At 57.0% G+C, this 20,710-nt stretch carries 14 protein-coding genes; 9 read left to right on the forward strand and 5 right to left on the reverse strand.

Annotation, left to right across the window (positions count from 1 at the left end; all coding sequences use genetic code 11):
- The first annotated feature begins 7 nt into the window (after positions 1–7).
- From MID00_RS14050 to MID00_RS14060, 3 genes are read left to right on the forward strand one after another with little or no spacing between them, the layout of a single operon-like run.
- Complete coding sequence (locus MID00_RS14050) at positions 8–1,495, forward strand: NADH-quinone oxidoreductase subunit M (RefSeq protein WP_026483134.1); 1,488 nt, start codon at positions 8–10, stop codon at positions 1,493–1,495.
- A gap of 11 nt (positions 1,496–1,506) precedes the next feature.
- A complete protein-coding gene (gene nuoN, locus MID00_RS14055) occupies positions 1,507–2,985 on the forward strand; it encodes an NADH-quinone oxidoreductase subunit NuoN (RefSeq protein WP_009456673.1) in 1,479 nt (492 codons plus the stop codon).
- 12 nt (positions 2,986–2,997) lie between these two features.
- Positions 2,998–3,531, forward strand: a complete 534-nt coding sequence (locus tag MID00_RS14060) for a DUF2818 family protein (RefSeq protein WP_254498964.1) — start codon at positions 2,998–3,000, stop codon at positions 3,529–3,531.
- 131 nt (positions 3,532–3,662) lie between these two features.
- Here MID00_RS14060 and MID00_RS14065 read toward each other — a convergent pair whose 3' ends face one another.
- Positions 3,663–4,778 (reverse strand): nitronate monooxygenase family protein, encoded by a 1,116-nt coding sequence (locus MID00_RS14065; RefSeq protein ID WP_254498965.1) that lies wholly within the window; start codon positions 4,776–4,778, stop codon positions 3,663–3,665.
- Positions 4,779–4,948: 170 nt separating this feature from the next.
- On the opposite strand from MID00_RS14065, the gene serB reads away from it, so the two are divergent.
- A complete protein-coding gene (gene serB / locus MID00_RS14070) occupies positions 4,949–5,800 on the forward strand; it encodes a phosphoserine phosphatase SerB (protein WP_009456669.1) in 852 nt (283 codons plus the stop codon).
- A 62-nt stretch (positions 5,801–5,862) separates the two neighbouring features.
- Here serB and mfd read toward each other — a convergent pair whose 3' ends face one another.
- Positions 5,863–9,342, reverse strand: a complete 3,480-nt coding sequence (gene mfd, locus MID00_RS14075) for a transcription-repair coupling factor (protein WP_021446887.1) — start codon at positions 9,340–9,342, stop codon at positions 5,863–5,865.
- A 29-nt stretch (positions 9,343–9,371) separates the two neighbouring features.
- On the opposite strand from mfd, the gene ispD reads away from it, so the two are divergent.
- Together ispD and ispF are read left to right on the forward strand one after the other, a co-directional pair.
- Positions 9,372–10,073 (forward strand): 2-C-methyl-D-erythritol 4-phosphate cytidylyltransferase, encoded by a 702-nt coding sequence (gene ispD / locus MID00_RS14080; RefSeq protein WP_009456665.1) that lies wholly within the window; start codon positions 9,372–9,374, stop codon positions 10,071–10,073.
- Entirely contained in the window at positions 10,070–10,555 is a 486-nt protein-coding gene (gene ispF / locus MID00_RS14085; protein WP_021446886.1) for a 2-C-methyl-D-erythritol 2,4-cyclodiphosphate synthase, read from the forward strand. Before ispD ends, ispF begins: the two co-directional genes overlap by 4 nt.
- Positions 10,556–10,619: 64 nt before the next feature.
- Here ispF and MID00_RS14090 read toward each other — a convergent pair whose 3' ends face one another.
- Positions 10,620–12,029: an ATP-binding protein gene (locus MID00_RS14090; protein ID WP_128831615.1), complete on the reverse strand. Its 1,410-nt coding sequence runs from the start codon at positions 12,027–12,029 to the stop codon at positions 10,620–10,622.
- Between the two features lie 35 nt (positions 12,030–12,064).
- Positions 12,065–12,799 (reverse strand): two-component system response regulator OmpR, encoded by a 735-nt coding sequence (gene ompR / locus MID00_RS14095; RefSeq protein ID WP_003801024.1) that lies wholly within the window; start codon positions 12,797–12,799, stop codon positions 12,065–12,067.
- Between the two features lie 277 nt (positions 12,800–13,076).
- Between ompR and tsaB the strand changes: the two genes are divergently transcribed.
- Positions 13,077–14,309: a tRNA (adenosine(37)-N6)-threonylcarbamoyltransferase complex dimerization subunit type 1 TsaB gene (tsaB, locus tag MID00_RS14100; RefSeq protein WP_254498966.1), complete on the forward strand. Its 1,233-nt coding sequence runs from the start codon at positions 13,077–13,079 to the stop codon at positions 14,307–14,309.
- A complete protein-coding gene (locus tag MID00_RS14105) occupies positions 14,306–15,229 on the forward strand; it encodes a uracil-DNA glycosylase (protein ID WP_254498967.1) in 924 nt (307 codons plus the stop codon). The genes tsaB and MID00_RS14105 overlap by 4 nt, the downstream gene beginning before the upstream one ends.
- A 123-nt stretch (positions 15,230–15,352) precedes the next feature.
- On the opposite strand, the gene lplT is transcribed toward MID00_RS14105, so the two are convergent.
- The gene (lplT, locus tag MID00_RS14110; RefSeq protein ID WP_009456657.1) at positions 15,353–16,663 is read right to left on the reverse strand and encodes a lysophospholipid transporter LplT; all 1,311 of its coding nucleotides are present in this window, start codon (positions 16,661–16,663) and stop codon (positions 15,353–15,355) included.
- 500 nt (positions 16,664–17,163) lie between these two features.
- On the opposite strand from lplT, the gene smc reads away from it, so the two are divergent.
- Positions 17,164–20,688 carry a chromosome segregation protein SMC gene (gene smc, locus MID00_RS14115; RefSeq protein ID WP_254498968.1) on the forward strand — a complete coding sequence of 1,175 codons (3,525 nt, stop codon included), beginning with the start codon at positions 17,164–17,166 and terminating at the stop codon, positions 20,686–20,688.
- The last annotated feature ends 22 nt before the right edge of the window (positions 20,689–20,710 follow it).

Genomic DNA, 20,710 nt, shown 5'->3' on the forward strand with positions numbered 1-20,710 from the left:
TAGCGATATGGCGTCTTCTACTCTTCCTTGGTTAACGCTGGCGATTTTCGTACCTATCGTCGCTGGCCTGTTGGTGCTGGCTCTGGGGCGTGATGATCGTCCCACCTTCACCCGCTGGCTGGCTCTGCTGGGTTCGATTGCCGGTCTTGTTGTCACTATTCCTCTGTACACGGGCTTCAATCCCGGTACGGCCGACATGCAGTTTGTCGAGCTGGCCCCCTGGATTGATGCCTTCAAGGTGAATTACCACCTTGGCGTGGACGGTATTTCCATGTGGTTTGTTCTGCTGACCGCTTTCATCACGGTGATCGTGGTGCTGGCGGGCTGGCAGGTGATCAAGAACCGCGTGGCTCAATACATGGGTGCCTTCCTGATCCTGTCGGGTCTGATGGTTGGCGTGTTTGCCGCTCTGGATGGCTTGCTGTTCTATGTGTTCTTTGAAGCCACGCTGATCCCGATGTACTTGATCATCGGTATCTGGGGTGGTCCGAACCGCGTGTATGCATCGGTCAAGTTCTTCTTGTACACCTTGCTCGGCTCGCTGTTGACCCTGATCGCATTCATCTACTTGTGGAATGTGTCCGGCGGTACTTTCGATATCCTGACCTGGCATAAAGTGCCGCTGGATTACACCACTCAGGTGCTGATCTTTGCTGCTCTGTTCATGGCTTTTGCTGTGAAGGTGCCTATGTGGCCTGTCCACACCTGGTTGCCGGATGCCCACGTGGAAGCACCTACTGGTGGTTCCGTGGTGCTGGCTGCCATCATGTTGAAACTGGGTGCTTACGGTTTCCTGCGCTTTTCCCTGCCCATCGCTCCTGATGCTTCGCAAGGTCTGGCCGGAATCATCATTGCCCTGTCTCTGGTCGCGGTGATCTACATTGGTCTGGTCGCCATCGTTCAGGACGATATGAAAAAGCTGGTGGCTTACTCCTCTGTGGCTCACATGGGTTTTGTCACGCTGGGCTTTTTCGTGTTCAACACCACGGGTATGGAAGGCGCGATCATGCAAATGATCTCGCACGGTTTCGTGTCCGGTGCCATGTTCCTGTGTATCGGTGTTCTGTACGACCGTCTGCACAGCCGCCAAATCGCCGATTACGGTGGTGTGGTCAAGGTGATGCCTCGTTTCGTTACCTTCTTTGTGCTGTTCTCGATGGCCAACAGCGGTTTGCCAGGCACCAGCGGCTTTATCGGTGAGTTCACCGTCATCATGGGCGCGGTGGAGTACAACTTCTGGATCGGTCTGTTGACAGCAACAGCGCTGATTACAGGCGCGTCTTACTCGCTGTGGATGCTCAAGCGCGTGGCCTTTGGCCCCGTGGGTAACGACAATGTTGCCGGCATGAGCGACCTGAGTGGCCGTGAGTTCTTCGTTCTTGGCGTAATGGCGATTGCGGTGCTGGGCATGGGTGTGTATCCCAAGCCATTTACCGAGGTCATGCACGTTTCGGTTGAAGCGTTGCTGCAACACGTCTCCATCTCGAAACTGTAGGCCGAATCACTATGGATACTACCTTTAACTTTTCTCTGGCTTTGCCCGAGATCCTGCTCCTGGTTCTGGCTTCGTGTGTGCTGATTTTTGATGCTTTCAGCAAACACAAACAGCGCCACTCGACGTTTGTTCTGAGCCTGTTGACGCTTGCCGTGGTTGCGGCCAGCGTAGCCTGGCAGTGGTCCAAGGGTGTGAGCGGTGTCTCGTTTGGTGGCCTGTTCGTCGCAGACGAGTTGGCGCACTTCCTGAAGCTGCTTTCGTGTGCTGCGGTCGCCGCTACCCTGATCTACGGTCGTGAGTACGCCGAACAGCGCGACATGATGGAACGCGGTGGGGAACTCTACACTTTGACTCTGATGGCTCTGCTGGGCCAGATGATCATGATTTCGGCCAACAGCATGTTGACCGCTTATCTGGGTGTGGAGCTGATGTCCTTTGCGCTGTACGCACTGGTTGCCCTGCGTCGTGAACACCGTCAGTCCATTGAAGCGGCGTTGAAGTACTTCGTTCTGGGTGCGTTGGCATCGGGTATCTTGCTGTACGGTATGTCCATGATTTTTGGCGCTACCGGCCATCTGGAATTCCCACGTATCGCTGAAGTCATCGCTAACGGGCAAGCCGAGCGTCTGGCTCTGGTCTTCGGTGTGGTGTTTGTAGTGGCAGGTCTGGCCTTCAAATTGACGGCTGCTCCTTTCCATATGTGGACACCGGACGTCTATCAAGGCGCTCCTACTACCGTTACCCTGATCATCGGTGCTGCTCCTAAACTGGCTGCTTTTGCCGTAACCATGCGCTTCCTGGTTGAGGCTCTGCACGGTATTGCCGTGGACTGGCAGCCCATGTTGCTGATCATGGCTGTGCTGTCGCTGGCTCTGGGTAACCTGACTGCGATCATGCAAAAGAATCTCAAGCGTATGCTTGCGTATTCGACCATCTCGCACATGGGTTTCATTTTCCTGGGCTTGCTGGCTGGCGTGTTCAATGGCGAGACTCACTCTCAAGCCTACGGTGCTTCGCTGTTCTATGTGGTGATCTACGTTCTGACCACCCTGAGCACTTTCGGTCTGATCCTGATCCTGAGCCGTCGTGGTTTTGAATGCGAAAACATCAGCGACCTGAAGGGCCTGAACCGCCGTAACCCTGGTCTGGCCTTGATCTGGCTGCTATCCATGTTCTCCCTGGCTGGTATTCCTCCGCTGTCCGGCTTTGCTGCCAAGCTGAGTGTTCTGCAAGCTGTGGTGGGTGCGGGCTATGTCTGGCTGGCCGTGTTTGCCGTCATCATGTCCTTGATCGGTGCTTTCTACTACCTGCGTGTCGTGAAGGTTGTTTACTTCGACGAACCTGAAGGTGAAGAGCATCCTGTGGCAACGGGCTTGCTGACCAAGCTGGTCATGCTGGTAAACGGCGTTCTGATTATCGGCCTGGGCGTTTTGCCTGGTGGCTTGATGGACACCTGCATCCGCGTGATTCAGTCTTCCTTGCAGTTTTAAGTAGGTAGCACTATGGACCAAAGCCTTTCCATCTGGGTCTTGATTGTTCTTTCCGTGATTACGGCTAATCTGCCGTTTCTCGTGGAAAAGCCCTTGCTGGTTTTGCCTTGGTCCATGCCGGGCGAGCGCTCAGGCCTCTCGCCCTGGCTGCAGCTGATCGTTGGCCTTGTGTACCTGGCCGCGCTGGCTGCTTTGGGTTTGGGAATCTACACGGTGATTGCCTCCAGCTCTGGCCTGAGCTCCTTGCCAGTCATGTTGGGCAAGTTGTTTTTGGGTCTGGCTTTGGTGGGAGCCATGTTTTATTTTCCGGCCTGGCGCTCCCGCCATCAGAAAGTTTCCAAAGGCTTTTTTTCTCGCCTTCTGGAAGTCTGTGCGTTTTACGGGATTATGGGTGCGTTCGGCTTTGCTTTTGAAGCCAGCATCGGTAACCCGTTCAAGCAGACTTGGGTGTTCTACACCATTACCTTTGCTTTATTCTTGGTGATGGCGTACCCCGGCTTTGTGTATCGCTATTTGATGCGTCACCCCAAGGGCAAGTTTGAATAGTGCTGAATGCATGAAAAAACCTCGCAATTTTGCGAGGTTTTTTTTGTCCTGAATGTCTGGGCCATGCCGTCAGCGGCTGGTTTTGACGCATGTGAGGGGCTGCACACCGCGTGTGCAGCCCCCAGAATCGATCAAGGTTTGTCCAGGGGAGCATGGGTAGCGCCAGCCACGCCCAGACGCTTGCAGACGCCCTGAGCCTCTTGGGCGAGAACCAGTGTCAGTTCCTCGGCAGGCAGGGCACGACCCAAGGCAGCGCTTTGTCCGCTCCAGAGGGAACTGAATTCGGTACGGCCTTGTTTTTCGGCTTCGATACGCAGCGGGCTGAGAGCCGAACCCGCATGGGGAAATACCGGAGCGCTGGCACTTAAAGGACCGATTTCATCCATCAGACGAGTGCGGATACTGCGGGCAGGGCGACCGGAGAACAGATTGGTCAAGGCTGTGCTGTCCGAGCGACTATTGGACAGTGCTTCGCGATGCAGTGGAGTGATCTTGGATTCAGGGCAGAACAGGTAGGCCGTGCCAATTTGAGCGGCGCTGGCGCCCAAGGCCAGGGCGGCAGCAATACCGCGTCCATCGGCAATACCACCGGCCGCAATTACGGGAATAGTGACGGCATCGGCAATCTGGGGAACCAAGGACATGGTGCCCACTTGGGTATGCACTTTATCGTCCAGGAATATGCCACGGTGGCCACCGGCTTCCAGACCCTGGGCGATGATGATGTCGGCGCCGTGCTCTTGCAGCCAGACTGCTTCAGCCGTCGTGGTAGCGCTGGACATGATCAGGGCACCGGCTTTTTTCACGCGCTGGACCAGCTCGGGGGAGGGCAGGCCAAAGTGGAAGCTGACGACTTCGGGTTTCAGGTCTTCGACCAATTCTGCATGCTGGTTGGAGAAGGGCGCGCGTGCCGCTTTGGGCAATTCCTGATTGGGGTCCTGGCCGTATTCCTGGTAGTAAGGCATCAGGCGCAGACGCCACTCTTGCAGAGCCTCTGGCTCCAGGCGCAGGTCTTCATGACAAAAGAAGTTCAGATTGATAGGGGCCGATACGGCTTGCCGGAACAAGCCTACTTGTTCCCGAATCTGCTCCGGGCTGAGCATGGCGCAGGCCAGAGAGCCCAGGCCGCCAGCACGAGCAACGGCAATAGCCAGTTCGCTGTCTTGGGCGCCGGCCATAGGGGCTTGAATGATGGGATGTTCGATGTGGAGCAGATCCAGCAGGGTATTGTTGGGCCAGATGTACATGGAGGGCGTCCTCGGTCATTTCGCGATAGCTTTTATCGTAGCAGGATGAGTTCAGGCTGAAAACTGACATTGCACCTGTTGGCAGGGCCGTGCCGGGGCCGCAGCAGGCTACAATAATCGTCTTTTGGCACAGTGGCTGTGCTGTATTTTCTTGCTTTGTGGACGATCTGATGTCTCATCTCATTCTTCAAGGGCCGCGCCTGGATAGCGCCATCATCGAAAAAATTGCGGCAGTGGTGCAGGCCGATGGAGTGCAGGAGCTGGGTCCTACCGCCGTGCGTCTGCTGGGTGCAGATGCTACGCAACGCGCTGAGGTGCAGGCCCTGTGCAAGACCGGCGCGATGGATTTTGCCTTTCTGGAGCAGATTGATCGCCTGAAAGAAATGCGTGTGCTGGCAATGGACATGGATTCCACGCTGATCAATATCGAGTGTATTGACGAGATCGCCGATATGGCTGGCCGCAAGGAGCAGGTTGCCACAATTACTGAAGCGGCCATGCGCGGCGAAATCAAGGACTTCACCGAGAGTCTGAATCGTCGTGTCGCATTTCTGGAGGGTGTGCCCGTCAGCGATCTGACTCGCGTCTATGAAGAGCGCTTGCAGCCTAACCTGGGTGCAGACCGCTTGATTGCGACGGCCCATGCCCACGGGGTGAAAACTTTGCTGGTGTCGGGGGGCTTCACCTTCTTCACCGAGCGCATGAAAGACCGTTTCAGTCTGAGCTACGCCCACTCCAATACCTTGGAAGTGGTGGACGGCAAACTGACCGGTAAAGTGTTGGGCGCAATTGTAGATGGTCAGGCTAAAGCCCGTTTCCTGCAGGAACTGGCGGCTGAGCTGGGTGCAGGTCCAGAGCAGTGTATTGCGATTGGAGATGGGGCCAATGACTTGCCCATGATGTCCAAGGCCAAGTACTCGGTGGCTTATCGTGCCAAGCCGGTGGTGCAGGAGCAAGCCAGCTTTGCCTTGAATCACTCTCCGTTGGATGCCGTGTTGAACTGGTTCCGCCTGGACGTTTGATGTCGGCGGATCGTCAGCCTAGTATGGCGAAAAAATGAAGGTGGGCGCCGCAAACTCAAGGCTTACTTTTCTTTGCGCAAGCTGTTCAAGACATTGCGCACGGCTTGAATACGGTTCTTGATTTCCTCGCCTTTGGTAATTTCAACCTTGAGCTTGTCGGGCCCAGCCAGGCGTACCTGCTTGTTCTTTTGCACCAGCTCAATAATGCTGACCGCGTCCACATTGGGCTTGGAGGAAAACTGAATCGTCGCTTGAGCTTCGCTGGCATCGATTTTCACAATGCCCAGCGGTTCGGCCTTGATGCGCAAGCGATGTACGGCCAGCAGGTTCTCGCCCGCTTCTGGCAGCAGGCCGTAGCGGTCGATCAGCTCCTCATGGATATGGATCAGGTCGTCTTCGGTACGGGCGTGCGACAGGGCTTTGTAGTGTCCCAGACGGGCATTCACATCCGGACAGTAGTTGGCCGGCAGCAGCGCAGAAGTATGCAGATTCACTTCGCACTGCAAGGCAAAGGGCGAGTCCAGATCAGGTTCTTCACCGGCCTTCAGGGCTTTGACGGCGGTGTTGAGCATATCCGCATACATGGAATAGCCCACTTCCTGAATGTCGCCGGATTGGGATTCGCCCAGCACTTCACCGGCACCCCGAATTTCCAGATCGTGCATGGCCAGGAAAAAGCCGGCACCCAGCTCTTCCATGGCCTGAATGGCTTCCAGTCGCTTTTTCGCATTGCTGGTGATGGCATCCTCGCCGGGGGTCAGCAGATAGGCATAAGCCTGGTGGTGGGATCGACCCACTCGTCCACGCAACTGGTGCAGTTGAGCCAGACCCAGGCGATCCGCACGGTGGATGACGATGGTATTGGCCGTGGGCACGTCAATGCCGGTTTCAATAATCGTGGTACACAGCAGCACGTTGTAGCGCTTCTGGTAGAAGCCCTTCATGACGGCTTCCAGTTCGCGTTCCGGCATTTGGCCGTGGGCCACTGCAATACTGGCTTCCGGCACCAACTCTTCCAGACGGGCACGGCGGTTGTGAATGGTTTCGACTTCGTTATGCAGGAAGTAGACCTGACCACCGCGTTTCAATTCGCGCAGCAGCGCTTCGCGTATGGTGCTGCCATCTTCACGACGCACGAAGGTCTTGATCGCCAGACGTTTTTGCGGTGCCGTGGCAATGACGGAAAAGTCCCGTATGCCTTCCAGGGACATGCCCAAGGTGCGTGGAATAGGTGTGGCGGTCAGGGTCAGGATATCGACTTCGGCACGCAGCTGTTTCAAGGCCTCTTTCTGGCGCACACCAAAGCGGTGTTCCTCGTCGATGATGACCAGACCCAGTTGTTTGAAACGCACATCCGAGGACAGGATTTTGTGCGTACCAATCACAATATCTACGCTGCCATCGCGCAGGCCAGCAATTGCGGCCTGCGTTTCCTTGGTCGAACGGAAGCGGGACAGTTCGGCAACACGGATGGGCCAGTCGGCAAAACGGTCCGAGAAGGTCTGCGCATGTTGCTCGGCCAGCAGAGTGGTTGGGCACAACAGGGCAACCTGTTTGCCATTGGCCACGGCCAGAAAGGCGGCACGCAGGGCGACTTCGGTTTTACCAAAGCCCACATCCCCGCAAACCAGTCGGTCCATAGGCTGGCCGGACGTCATGTCGTTCACGACGGCTTCAATGGCAGCAGCCTGGTCCGGTGTTTCCTCAAAGCCAAACCCTTCGGAGAAGGCTTGATAGTCATTGAGCGGCAGCTTGAACTTGAAGCCTTCACGAGCGGCGCGCTGAGCGTACAGGGCCAGTAATTCCGCAGCGCTGTCACGTGCTTGTTTCGCAGCACGGCGGCGGGCCTTATCCCATTGGCCGGAGCCGAGCTGGTGTAAAGGTGCATGCTCGGGATCAGCACCGCTGTAACGGGCAATCACGTGCAACTGGGCTACGGGCACATATAAAGTGCTGCCTTTGGCGTATTCCAGGTGCAGGAACTCGACCGGGCCTTCGCCCAGGTCCATTTCTTTCAGGCCGCAGTAGCGTCCAATCCCGTGCTCGGCGTGAACGACGGGGTCGCCTTCACGCAGTTCGGACAGGTCCCGCACCATGGCTTCCACATCGCTGCTGCGCTCGTTGCGGCGACGGCTGCTTTGGGTGCGAGTCTGGGTGGGGTAAAGGTCGTTTTCAGTCAGCAGGCTCAGGCTGTCATGCACCAAGGCAAAGCCACGCGACAAAGGCGCGACGACCAGGGCAAAAGCCGCGTCTGACTCCAGGAAATCGGCCAGACTCTGGCAGTCTGTTGCGGGTGACAGATCATGTTCACGCAGCATCTGCAGCAGCGTTTCCCGACGACCTGCCGAATCCGCACACAGCACGGTCCGGTTTTTCGGGTCCAGCACTTCTTGCCGCAGTTGAGCCAATGGATCCTTGTCGCGTCGGTTTACAGCAACCACAGGCAAAGGCTCGAAATCGGGATGAGCTATAGGCTGGTTGTCAGCCTGGGCGCTCAGGCTCAGGCGGCTGAAAGGCTTGATGCCATTGAAAAACTGCTCGTCTGACAAAAACAGGCTTTCTGGCGGCAGAATCGGGCGTTCACGGTCGTTCTTCAGGAAGGAAAAACGGCTATGAGTATCGCTCTGGAAGCGGCCAATCGCGTTTTGTGCATCCCCGTGAGTAATGACCAGGCTACCTTGGGGCACATAGTCCATCAAGGTGGCCGTTTCTTCAAAGAACAGCGGCAGATAGTATTCAATACCGGCAAAGGCAATGCCATTGCCTACATCTTTATAGGGCAGGGCGCGTGAAGGATCGCCTTCAAAGAACTCGCGAAAACGAGCCCGGAATTGCGTGCGCGCCTCTTCATCCATGGGGAATTCACGGCCGGGTAGCAGCTGGATTTCCTTGACCGGATACAGGCTGCGCTGGGTGTCGATATCAAAGCTGCGTATGCTTTCAATTTCGTTGTCGAACAGGTCCAGACGATAAGGCAGCACTGAACCCATAGGGAACAGGTCAATCAGGCCACCGCGAATGCTGAATTCGCCTGGAGCGCTGACCTGTGTCATATGGGTGTAGTTGGCCAACATCAACTGGGCGCGCAGTTGCGCCTCATCCAGCTCGTCGCCCTGGCGGAATGAGAAGGTGTAGGCGGCCAGAAAGGAGGGCGGTGCCAGACGATACAAGGCGGTGGTGACGGGGACCGTCAGTACATCGACCTCGTGCATGGTCAGGGCATGCAAGGTGCGCAAACGCTCGGAGATCAGATCCTGGTGCGGAGAGAAGCTGTCGTATGGCAGTGTTTCCCAGTCCGGCAGTTGGCGAACGCGCAGGGCGGGGCCAAACAACAGGATCTCCTCGGCCAGCCTTTGGGCCGTCAAGGGATCGGCGCAGAGCACCAGAATAGGCGCTTTATGTTGGCGGGCCAGGTCGGCAATCAGGCAGGCATCACCCGAGCCGGGGGGCATGGGCTGCGAGTAGCGTTGACCGGGGCGTAAGGCAGCCAGCACATCTTGGGTGCTGGGCAGGGACAGGGAGTGCTGTTTTTCGGTTTCCATCAGGATTGTCATTATAAAATCACCCACCTATGAAGACTACCTTGATTGCAATTGTTCCAGCCGCCGGTATTGGCTCGCGCGCCCTGGATTCTGCCACGAAGGCGCAAGGCTTGCCCAAGCAATACCGTTTGCTGGGTGGGCAGCCCATGTTGCGCCGCTCGGTACAGGCTTTGCTGGCTGATGAGCGCATCAGCCAGGTGCGGGTGGCCGTGGCCCCCGGTGATACCTGGGCCGCCGCCGCCCTGGAAGGCTTGCCGCGCACGATTTGTCTGCCTTGTGGTGGAGAAACGCGAGCAGAAACGGTGCTCAATACCTTGCAGAGCCTGGATAAGGACGAACAAGCCTGGGCTCTGGTTCACGACGCTGCTCGTCCCGGTTTGCCCAGGAAGGCTTTGGCGCGCCTGATTGATGCCTGCTTGCAGGCGCAACGCGGTGGCTTGCTGGCTTTACCCGTGCCTGATACCGTCAAGCGCGCAACGCCCGCCGAGCCGGTCGCGGTGCAGGGAACAGTGGACAGAGATGGACTGTGGTTAGCGCAGACTCCCCAGCTGTTTCCTGCCCATACTTTGCGTGAGGCTCTGCTAGCGGCTAAAGAACAGGGTTTTGCGGTGACGGATGAGGCCAGCGCCATGGAGTTGACGGGCAGCCAACCCTTATTGATATTGGGTTCGGCGCGGAATTTTAAAGTCACCTGGCCTGAAGATTTTGAATTGATGGAGAAATGGTTATGAGCATGCCGATTCGCGTAGGACAAGGTTTTGATGTGCATGTGCTGTGCGAAGGCCGGCCTTTGATTCTGGGCGGCGTCACCATTCCGCATACGCATGGCCTGATGGGGCATTCGGATGCCGATGCCTTGCTGCACGCCATTACCGATGCGATTTTGGGGGCGGCGGGTCTGGGAGATATTGGGCGTCACTTTCCGGACACGGACCCAAAATACAAGGGTGCCGATAGTCGAGTGCTGCTGCGTCATGCTTATGAGCAGGTACGCGCGGCGGGCTGGTTGGTAGGCAATGTGGATGCCACGATTCATGCGCAAAAACCCAAGATCGCACCACATGCTCCGGCGATGGTGGCCAATATCGAGGCCGATCTGCAATTGGAACCCGGCAGTGTGAACATCAAGGGTAAAACAAACGAGGCGATCGGTTTTGTGGGACGCCAGGAAGGGATTGCGGTGACCTCAGTCGCCCTGTTGTACCGTGCTTGATCGGCTTGGGACTGAACCCGGCCTTGGGCAAGGGGGGCTATCCCCTGCCTAAGGCTCAAGGTACTCAGATGGCTTTGGTGTCTTTATCGCCTTGCGTTCCAGGTGCATTACGACTGGCACGGATGCGGGGCAATTGAATGCGCGCGGTCAAGCCCTCGGACGGCGCACTGACCAGCTCGAAGTGACCTCCGACTTGTCCCAGCAAACGCTCCACAATAGCCAGTCCCAAGCCTGCGCCACTGACGCCTGTGCGTGCAGAGACGCCGCGCGAGAAGGGGCGCAGCAGGCGCTGGATATCGCCCTTTTCAATACCGGCTCCCTGATCCTTGACGGCAATCACCAGAATATTGCCATGCTGATGCGCCGACAGCTCAATGCGTGCCCGATCATCCTCAGGACTGCGTCCATAGCGACGGGCATTTTCGATCAGGTTGGAGACGATACGCTTCAAGTCGTGCGCGCTGATGCGAGCATACAGATTGGGTTCGACGGAGGCCGTCAAAATTCCACCCAGCGATTCTGTATGCGTGCGTTCGCGTTCGTAGACGTCATTGAGCACGGCGGAAACATCAATGCCATGTTCAGGGACTGCCGTAGCGGGACGGGCGTACTCCATCAACTGACCAATACTGTGGTCAATCTGGGCCAGGTCCTCGTCAATGGCGGCGCGGGTTTCGTCCGAGACCTGGCTTAATTCAATTTCCAGACGCATGCGCGCCAGCGGTGTGCGCAAGTCGTGCGAAATACCGGCCAGCATGATTTCTCTATCGGCCTCCGTCTGGCGAATGTCGCGCGCCATGCGGTTAAAGGCGATATTCATGTCGCGGATTTCAACCGGACCTTTTTCAGGCAGGGTACTTGGGGTCTCGCCACGGGCCAGTTGCTGAGCCACTTTGGCCAACTGAGCCAAAGGCCGGTTCACAAAACGCACACTGACAGCGGCACCAATCAAGGCCAGCAGCAAGGCGGTAGCGCCCCAGCCAAGCCATTCCACGCCGGCAGTCAGACTTAATTGTTCGCGATCAAAGACCAGCCAATACTGATCTTCATTGATATCAAAGGAAACCCAGATGCCCGGCACGCTGTTGACCGACCACATGATCAAGGTCTGGCTGCCCAGTGCGCCACGCACTTCGGTAGAGACGTGCTGCCAGTAGTTGGAGCGCGGCAGGGGTTCCAGTTCGTCCGTGTTCTCGCGTGGTTGTACGCGCAGACTTTCCTTGGTGGCCAGATCCAGCAACAGGGCAGGGCGTACCGCCGGGGGCGCGTACACCAGGGCCGAGCGGGTGATGCTGACAATGGACGCCACGCGCTGCGCCATTTGGGCTGCGCGTGGGCCTTCTTCCATACTGAAGAATACTTGCAGCCAGGCACCCAGGCTGACGAGCATCAACGCTGCGAGCAATAAAAAAGACCGGCTGAATAAACCCAGCCGGATACTTGAGTTTTTTGTTGCTCGGCGTTGGGCGGCCACGGCGGGCCGCCCTTCTTGCTGACCGGAAGACAAGGTCAGTTACCGCCGTCTGGAACAAAAACGTAGCCCAGACCCCAGACCGTTTGAATGAACACGGGCTTGGAGGCATTGGGTTCGATCAGCTTGCGCAGACGCGAAATCTGCACGTCCAGGCTGCGGTCAAAAGCTTCGTATTCGCGGCCACGCGCCAGTTCCATCAGTTTGTCGCGCGACAAGGGGATCTTGGGATGACGGGCAAACACCTTCAGCACGGAGAACTCGCCCGTTGTGATGGGGACGACTTCGTTGTTGCGTGTCAGTGTTCGTGTGGACAGGTTCAGCACATAGGGGCCGAACTCGATCGATTCATTTTCCTGACTAGGTGCGCCGGGGTGTTCCTCGGTACCACGGCGTCGCAAGATAGCGTTGACACGGGCTAGCAGTTCGCGGGGGTTGAAAGGTTTGATGAGGTAGTCATCGGCACCCATCTCCAGGCCCACGATACGGTCGATTTCTTCGGCCTTGGCTGTGAGCATGATGATGGGAGTGTTGTCGTGTCCGCCGCGCAGCCGACGACAGATGGACAGGCCATCCTCGCCTGGCAGCATCAGATCCAGTACCAGCAGATCGAAATGCTCGCGTTGCCAGAGTTTGGCCATTTCTTTACCGTCTTCGGCGACGAAAACGTTGAACCCTTGTTCAGACAAGTAGCGGCGCAATAAATCGCGCAGCCGGGGATCGTCGTCAACGACAAGGATTTTGCGGGTGAGGGGGGGGGTCGGCGTATTCATAGCGAAAATGTAACAGGCATCAGAAACCGCGTATAGGGGGGTGTAGAAAAATATTACACATTAAGCGTTTTGTACTATTTATGCGCCTTGCAGCGGATTTGGACTGGCTTCACAGAAGATTATATGGTGGCAAATAGTTTGACAGCCCGGCTTGAGTCAGGGCAAAAAAAGAGCGGCCAGAGGGCAAATACACCCGAAATTCCATGGTGGACTGCTTTGTCCTTGTCCGATCCCAGGGAGCTGCCTATTTTGAGTCTGCTTAAACTAAAATAGCGCGATGGATGCACATATTCTTGCCCTGGAGACTTCCTCCAATCTCTGTGAACTGACCTTGTTGTCTCGCACCCAAGCGGGTATTTCGCTGGTGGAGCTGAGCCACGAGGGGACTGGCGATCATGCCGAACGCCTTTTGCCCATGGCCGAGCAACTGCTGGAGCAGGCGGGTCTGGATAGGCACGCTCTGACGGCGATTGCTTTCGGCCAAGGCCCTGGTGGTTTTACCGGCCTGCGCGTGGCCTGTGGTGTAGCTCAAGGTATGGCTTTTGCCTTGGACTTGCCGGTGCTGCCGGTCTCGTCCTTATTGGCGGCTGCTGCTTGCGGTACGCCTGTAGAGGGCACCGCCTATGTGGTGGCACAGGATGCGCGCATGCAAGAGGTCTACGCGGCTGTGTACTGCTGGACAGCTGAGAAGTCCTGGTCTGTGCTGCAAAGCCCGGTCTTGCTGGATGCCCCGCAGGTCACTACCTGGATCGCCCGTTTGCAGGCTGAGGGTTTGATCGCAGAGCAGCAGCCTATTCAAGTCGTCGGTGACGCATTGGAGCAGTTTCCTGATCTGGCCCCAGCTGTGCTCGCACAGGGTTGGGAAGTGGGTCAGGCATGGCGTGCAACAGGTGCCAGCGTGGCGCATTTGGCTCTGCATGATCTGGATGAAGGACGGGGGATCTCCCCGGATCTGGCCATGCCGCTGTATGTGCGCGAGAAAGTCGCCTACACCATCCAGGAGCGTGAGCAGGGCCTGGGCGGAAACCCTGCGGCTCTGGATCAACCTCTACAAATTGAAGCCATGCAGGCCGGGCATGTGTCCGCCGTGTTGGATATTGAACGTCGTGTGGAAAGCCATCCCTGGACGGCTGGCAACTTCACGGATGCCCTGGGCAATAGCGCGTACTGCTCCCGGATCATTCACAAACAAGGCTTGGTGCAAGGCTATGCCATCTGGCTGCAAGCTCCCGATATGATCGAACTCTTGCTGATTGGGGTGGCCCCTGAACAGCAGCGGCGCGGTCTGGCTCGGCAATTGCTGGATGACGGCCTGCTGTGGGCTCGTCAGCATCAACTGGAGCGCGTGGTTCTGGAAGTGCGGGCCTCGAATGCGCCAGCTATTGGCTTGTATCAGAAGTACGGTTTCAAGGCGGATGGTCTGCGTAAAAACTACTATCCGCTGGGCGATGGACAGCGTGAAGACGCGGTCTTGATGAGTCTGAATCTGGCCAGCAAGGCAGGGGCATGATCGATTTTCAGCCTATCTCTCCTTTGCAGCGCACCTGGCTTTTGGAGTTGGGGCTGGAGCGTGCTTTTCTGGCGCGTCTGCCGCAGCCACAACCTCTGGTGCAATCCGCCGCCAATACCGCAGCCCCTGCGCAAGAGGCCGCAGCGTCACCGCAGACGGCTCAGTTGGCAGGCCGAAATCTGGATGATGCAGGCAGCCCTGCGCCTGTTTCAGCTCCCGCAGCGGCTACTGATGCCATGTCGGCGCGTGATCAGGCGCTAGCAGTTTTGCGTAAATCCGGCGCTCGACCTGTTGCAGCGGCTCCTGTGGAGGAGGTCGTGCAGCGGCCTGCTGTACTGATTCAGCCCGAAAAAGCCCAGGATATGGCCAGCTTGCTGGAGCAGGTACAGGCTTGTCAGGAATGCGGTTTGCATACGGGCCGCGCTCAAGTGGTATTTGGTTCAGAGCTCTTGTCCGAGCCGGACTGGATGATTATTGGTGAAGCGCCGGGCACCAGCGATGATCGCAGCGCCCAGCCTTTTGATGGCAAAGCCGGTCTGCTTTTGCAAGCCATGCTTAACAGCGCGATTCCTGATGCTTCGGTCTATAAAACGCATCTGGTGAAATGCCGCCCCTTGGGCAACCGTCCACCCACCCAAGAAGAGCTGGCCGCGTGTCGTCCCTTTCTGGATGCACAAATTCGCTTGGTACAGCCCCGTCGCTTGCTGGCCGTTGGCCATTTGGCGGCGGTGGCACTAAGTGGTCGTGATGAAGATCTGGAGGCTTTGCGGGGCCAGGCCCTGACGTATACCGATGCCCAGGGTCGTAGCCTGCCTTTGGTGGTGACTTATCATCCTGCCTCGCTGTTGCTGCGCCCGCAGCACAAAGCCAATGCCTGGCGGGATTTGTCCTTGCTTCGCGAGTTGCAGGGCCAGTCCTGATCTCAGTTCTTGCAGGCGGCTTTTAGCGCTGAGTTGCCTCGTCAGACGTCATCATGGAAAAACACCCCAAAGATTGGATTCATGTCCAACTTTTGGGGTGTAGTGCCTTTTTGGGGCTGTCCCTTACTTGGCCGTCAAGGCCTGCCCATGACCTTCCTGGCCTATGCAGGCTTCCAGCTCGGGATGCGCGCGTAGATTGGCGTTTTTCCAGATGATGAATACCGTCATCAAGGACGCTACCATCAGGCCAAAGAACACAATGATGTAGTTGATGGGCAAACGCAGCCACAACAGCAGGCTGTACAGCGCCAGCATGAACAGAATGTTCAGCTGTTCATTGAAGTTCTGCACGGCAATGGAATGACCGGCCGACAACATGACGTGGCCACGATGTTGGAGCAGGGCATTCATGGGAACGACGAAAAAGCCGGACAAGCCGCCGATGCCCATCAGCAGGGTGTAGACCGCCCATTTCTCGTGCACCAAAGGCATGAGCAGAACCACAAAGCCCATTGCCACGCCCACTGGCAGAACGGCCAGTGATTTCTTCAAGGGAACGCGGGCCGCAAAAACGGCGCCAAAGACCGTACCCAATGCGGCCACGCCCATCAGAACCGAGGCCTGGTCCAGACGGTAGCCCAGATGCTGAGCGCCCCATTCGATCACAATGAATTGCAGCGTGGCACCGGCACCCCAGAATAAAGTGGTTACTGCCAGCGAGATCTGGCCCAGCTTGTCACGCCACAGAATATGTACGTAGGTACGGAATTCCTTGAGCAGCAGAATGGGGTTCTTTTGTTGGGGCGGGTAGTCGATATTGGTGCGGGGAATCAGCAGGTTGCACAGCGCTGCCGACAGGTAGATAAAGGAAATCAGCAAGATAGCGACTTCGGCACGCGTCTGGGCCAAAGGTGCAATCAGTGGGTGTTCGGCCAGTGAACTGGCGATCGACGGGTTGATCAGAATACCGCCCAGCACGGTGCCGCCGATAATGGACAGAACGGTCAGCCCTTCAATCCAGCTATTGCCCTTGACCAGCTGTTCGGGCTTGAGCATTTCGGTGACGATGCCGTATTTGGCGGGAGAGTAGGCAGCAGCACCGATACCTACCAGGGTGTAGGAGATAAAGACCAGAACCAGCTGCTGGGAGTCGTTCATGCCAAAGTACTGGTGGCAGAACATCAACATACAGCCTATCAGCTTGATGGCATTGGTGGCGAACATCACCCGGCCCTTGGGATACGAGTCGGCAAAGGCCCCTACAAAAGCGGCCAATAGCACGTAGGACAGCGCAAACCACCATTTCATCATGGGGACCATCCAGATAGGTCCGTGCAGGTCAGCGATCAGGGCGATGGCGGCAATCAGCAAGGCATTGTCGGCAACTGACGACAATGCCTGCGCGGCCATGACCAGATAAAATCCTTTATTCAAAATACATCCCGAATACGTGTGCCCACAGGTGCAGTCTCGGGACTGCAGAGCACGAATCAAAGCCAGGTGTCAGGCCTGGGGAGCTTTTTCAAGGCGGCTCCTCATGGTTTTTCTGACCAAGCCTGAGCCGGTGTGAAATTTACGAAGAGAGATGGGGAGCAAGAATAACAGGGACTGCGGGGGCAGTGGTATCAGAAATTCATTGCGGCTATCTGTCTGCGCGGATTTTCTGGCCGGGCGGGCGCTGGCAAAGCGCTATTGTAAATGCCCTGTCTGACACTCTTGTCCTGCTTGCCAAGCAGGGTAAACAGGACTTGACGGCAAGGGGGAGTTTACTGCCTTATCATCCCAGCAGCCGTGCCGTGGTTTTCATTTGTTTTTTGGCGTGTTTTGCTGTGGGTGGCAGGTGCTGCGGTATCATACGACTCGCGGTGCCGGGCAGATCAAGATGCGCCTGTGCGCCTGTTCAAATTGGTCTTTTCTGAGCTGACTTCTACCCTGTGCGTCTAACCCAGATCAAACTAGCTGGTTTCAAATCCTTTGTGGACCCGACCTCCATCCCAACTCCCAGTCAGTTGGTTGGCGTTGTCGGGCCCAACGGCTGTGGAAAATCCAACATCATCGATGCGGTGCGCTGGGTGCTGGGCGAGAGCAAAGCCTCCGAGCTGCGTGGCGAGTCCATGCAGGACGTGATTTTCAATGGCTCCTCGCAACGCAAACCGGCGGGCCGCGCATCGGTTGAGCTGGTTTTCGATAATTCTGAAGGGCGGGCCTCGGGTCAGTGGAGCACCTATGCCGAGATCTCGGTACGGCGTGTCCTGAGCCGGGACGGGACCAGCAGCTACTTTCTGAACAATCAGGCGGTTCGTCGGCGTGATATTCACGACATCTTCCTGGGTACGGGCTTGGGGGCGCGGGGTTACGCCATCATCGGGCAGGGCATGATCAACCGCCTGATTGAAGCCAAGCCGGAAGAGCTGCGTGTGTTTCTGGAAGAAGCCGCGGGCGTATCGCGCTACAAGGAGCGTCGTCGCGAAACGGAAAGCCGCTTGCGCGATACTCGTGAAAACCTGCTGCGTGTGGAAGACATTCAAAGAGAACTGGATGCGCAGCTGGAGAAATTGCAGGCGCAGGCCGAAGTGGCACGTCAGTATCGTGATTTGCAGCAAGACGGTGAGCTCAAGCAAAACCTGCTGTGGCTGCTGAAAGAGTCCAATGCACAGAGCGATCAAAAAGCCCGTTTCCTGGCAATTGAACAGGCTCAGACCAAGCTGGAAGAATCCATTGCCGGTTTGCGGCATGCCGAATCCACGTTGGAGTCACAGCGACAAGCTCATTTACAGGCAGGCGATGCCTTGCATCTGGCGCAGAGCCAGTTGTATGAGGCCGGCTCTCAAGTGTCCAGCCTGGAAGCGGAAATCCGCCACGTGCTGGATTCGCGCAGCCGCATGGCGCAGCGCCGTGAGCAACTGGAACAACAGCAGCATGACTGGATTGAACAACAAGAACATTGCCAGCAAGAACTGGAAAACAGTGAGCAGCAGCGCGAAGAAGCCGCGGTAAAGCTGGAAGAATTACAGATTCTGCTGGAGGAGGCGCAAGGCGCCTTGCCCGATCTGGAGCTGCGTGTACGCGAACAGGCCCAGCGTCGGGACGAAATGCGCATGGCTTTGGCGCGTCTGGAACAGAACTTGGCCCTGGCTGCGCAATCGCAGCGTGATGCCGACCGCCAGATTCAAGGCGTGGAGCAGCGTCAGGAGCGCTTGAAACAGGAGTTGCGCGAACTTAATGCTCCGGACCCGGACAATCTGGAGCGCCTGCAAGGCGATCTGAACATGCTGCAAAACCAGTTGCAGCAAGCTCAGGAGCATATGCAGCAACTGGAAGCCCAACTTCCTCGACTGGAAGAGGAGCGCAAGAAGGCGCAGGAGCAAGCCTTGCAAGGCGGGCAGGATATGGCCCGCCTGGAAGCACGTCATCTGGCCTTGAGTCGTTTGCAGGAGGATGTGGCGCGCAAGGGAACTCTGGAACCCTGGCTGGCCAAGCATGGACTGGAGAGCATGAAGCGTCTATGGCAAAGCCTGGACGTGGAAAAAGGCTGGGAAACCGCGCTGGAGGCTGTGCTGCGCGAGCGCATGACGGCCTTGGAGCTGCGCCGCCTGGATATGGCCGCAGCTTTCGCCAGTGATGCACCACCGGCCCGTTTAAGTTTTTATCAGTTGCCCGAAGCGGGAGCGCCGGCCAAGCCTGTCCTGGATTTACCCTTGTTGACTTCGGTGTTGCGACAGCAAGAGGGTGGCTTGCGCAGCTTGCTGGATAATTGGTTGCACCAGGTTTATGTCTGTCAGGATTTGAAGCAGGCCCTGAGCTTGCGCGATCAACTGACAGATCAAATGGCAATCGTGGTGCGTGACGGCCATTTGGTGGATAAGCACAGCATTCGCTTTTATGCACCCGACTCCGAACAAGCCGGGATGCTGGCACGTCAGCAGGAAATTGCTCATCTGGAGCGCGAGCTGCGCGGCGCTCAACTGATTGTCGATGAACTGGGCCATACCAGCACCCAGGCCGAAATGGCCTTGCAGCAAGTGCGTAACGGCCTGGTTCCGGCCCGAGCCCGCGTGGGCGAGCTGACAGCTCGGATGCACGATGTGCAGCTGGAGCACTCCAAGTTGGCCCAACAGGCGCAGCAGTCGCAAGAGCGTGGTAGCCGCATCAACGAAGAGCTGGAAGAACTGGCAGTACAGCGCGAAGAGCTGCAGGCGAACCGCGAGGAATTCGAGGCCCGCTTTGAAACGCTGGATGTAGAGCTGGCTGAACATCAGGGCGTGTTTGCCGAAGCGCAGATGGAAGGCGAGAAGGGCGCTGAACAGGCAGAACAGGCCCGTCGTACCGTACACGAGCGTGAGCGCGCCGTGCATGATGCCCAGTTTGCCGAGCGTGCTTTGGTGCAGCGCATGGCCGAACTGCAGCGCAATCTGGCCCTGGCGCAGGAGCAGGCACAACGCACAGCCGGTCAGCTGGAAGGTTTGCAAGGCGAACTGCTGGATCTGGATGCTTCCGCTGCACAAGCCGGTTTGCAAGATGCCCTGGAGTTGCGTGCCGAACGTGAAGAAGCCGTTCGTCTGGCAAAAATTCAACTCGATACGCTGGCTGCCCAATTGCGTGAGCATGAACAGGCTCGTGCCGAGAACGAAAAGAATCTGGCACCCTTGCGCGAGCAAGTCACTGAATTGCAGTTGCAGGAACAAGCGTCGCGTCTGGCGGTCGAACAGTTTGCTGAACAGCTGGACAGCAGAAAGGTGAACCGTTCCGAACTGTGGAGCTTGTTACAGGAAAAGACACCGGAATGGCAGCGTGTGGGCTGGTTGCAGTCTGAAGTGCAGCGTATCTCGCGCCAGATTGAAGGCCTGGGTCCGGTGAACCTGGCGGCCCTTGAGGAGCTGACTACGGCCCAGGAACGCAAGACCTATCTGGATGCTCAGCATAAAGATTTGAGTGATGCCATCGAGACCCTGGAAGATGCAATTCGCAAGATTGACCGCGAGACGCGCCAGTTGCTCATGGAAACATTCAACATCGTTAATCAGCACTTTGGCGAGCTTTTCCCAAGGCTATTTGGTGGTGGAGAGGCTAAACTGACGATGGTGGGCGATGAAGTGCTGGAAGCTGGGGTGCAGGTCATGGCTCAGCCACCAGGCAAGCGTAATAGCACGATTCATTTGCTCTCTGGTGGTGAAAAGGCATTGACGGCGACAGCGCTGGTTTTTGCCTTCTTCAAGCTCAATCCCGCGCCCTTTTGTTTGCTGGACGAGGTGGATGCGCCACTGGATGATGCGAATACCGAACGCTATGCCAATCTGGTGGCTAGCATGAGTGACCAAACCCAGTTTTTATTTATTTCTCACAATAAAATTGCCATGCAGATGGCCAAACAACTGATCGGGGTCACCATGCAAGAGCAAGGTGTATCCCGAATTGTGGCAGTGGACGTAGACGCTGCCATGCAAATGAGCAGTGTGTAAGCCTGTTTTTTTTAATCCGCTA

Source organism: Alcaligenes sp. NLF5-7, assembly GCF_024266725.1.
Taxonomy (GTDB): Bacteria; Pseudomonadota; Gammaproteobacteria; order Burkholderiales; family Burkholderiaceae_B; genus Alcaligenes; species Alcaligenes phenolicus.

What these genes read in the sequence shown, in the direction of transcription:
- mfd (WP_021446887.1), bottom strand. Translation starts at nt 9,342, where the DNA reads ATGGAAACCGAAAAACAGCACTCCCTGTCCCTGCCCAGCACCCAAGAT.
- ispD (WP_009456665.1), top strand. Translation starts at nt 9,372, where the DNA reads ATGAAGACTACCTTGATTGCAATTGTTCCAGCCGCCGGTATTGGCTCG.
- ispF (WP_021446886.1), top strand. Translation starts at nt 10,070, where the DNA reads ATGAGCATGCCGATTCGCGTAGGACAAGGTTTTGATGTGCATGTGCTG.
- MID00_RS14105 (WP_254498967.1), top strand. Translation starts at nt 14,306, where the DNA reads ATGATCGATTTTCAGCCTATCTCTCCTTTGCAGCGCACCTGGCTTTTG.
- nuoN (WP_009456673.1), top strand. Translation starts at nt 1,507, where the DNA reads ATGGATACTACCTTTAACTTTTCTCTGGCTTTGCCCGAGATCCTGCTC.
- tsaB (WP_254498966.1), top strand. Translation starts at nt 13,077, where the DNA reads ATGGATGCACATATTCTTGCCCTGGAGACTTCCTCCAATCTCTGTGAA.
- MID00_RS14065 (WP_254498965.1), bottom strand. Translation starts at nt 4,778, where the DNA reads ATGTACATCTGGCCCAACAATACCCTGCTGGATCTGCTCCACATCGAA.
- ompR (WP_003801024.1), bottom strand. Translation starts at nt 12,799, where the DNA reads ATGAATACGCCGACCCCCCCCCTCACCCGCAAAATCCTTGTCGTTGAC.
- serB (WP_009456669.1), top strand. Translation starts at nt 4,949, where the DNA reads ATGTCTCATCTCATTCTTCAAGGGCCGCGCCTGGATAGCGCCATCATC.
- MID00_RS14060 (WP_254498964.1), top strand. Translation starts at nt 2,998, where the DNA reads ATGGACCAAAGCCTTTCCATCTGGGTCTTGATTGTTCTTTCCGTGATT.
- MID00_RS14050 (WP_026483134.1), top strand. Translation starts at nt 8, where the DNA reads ATGGCGTCTTCTACTCTTCCTTGGTTAACGCTGGCGATTTTCGTACCT.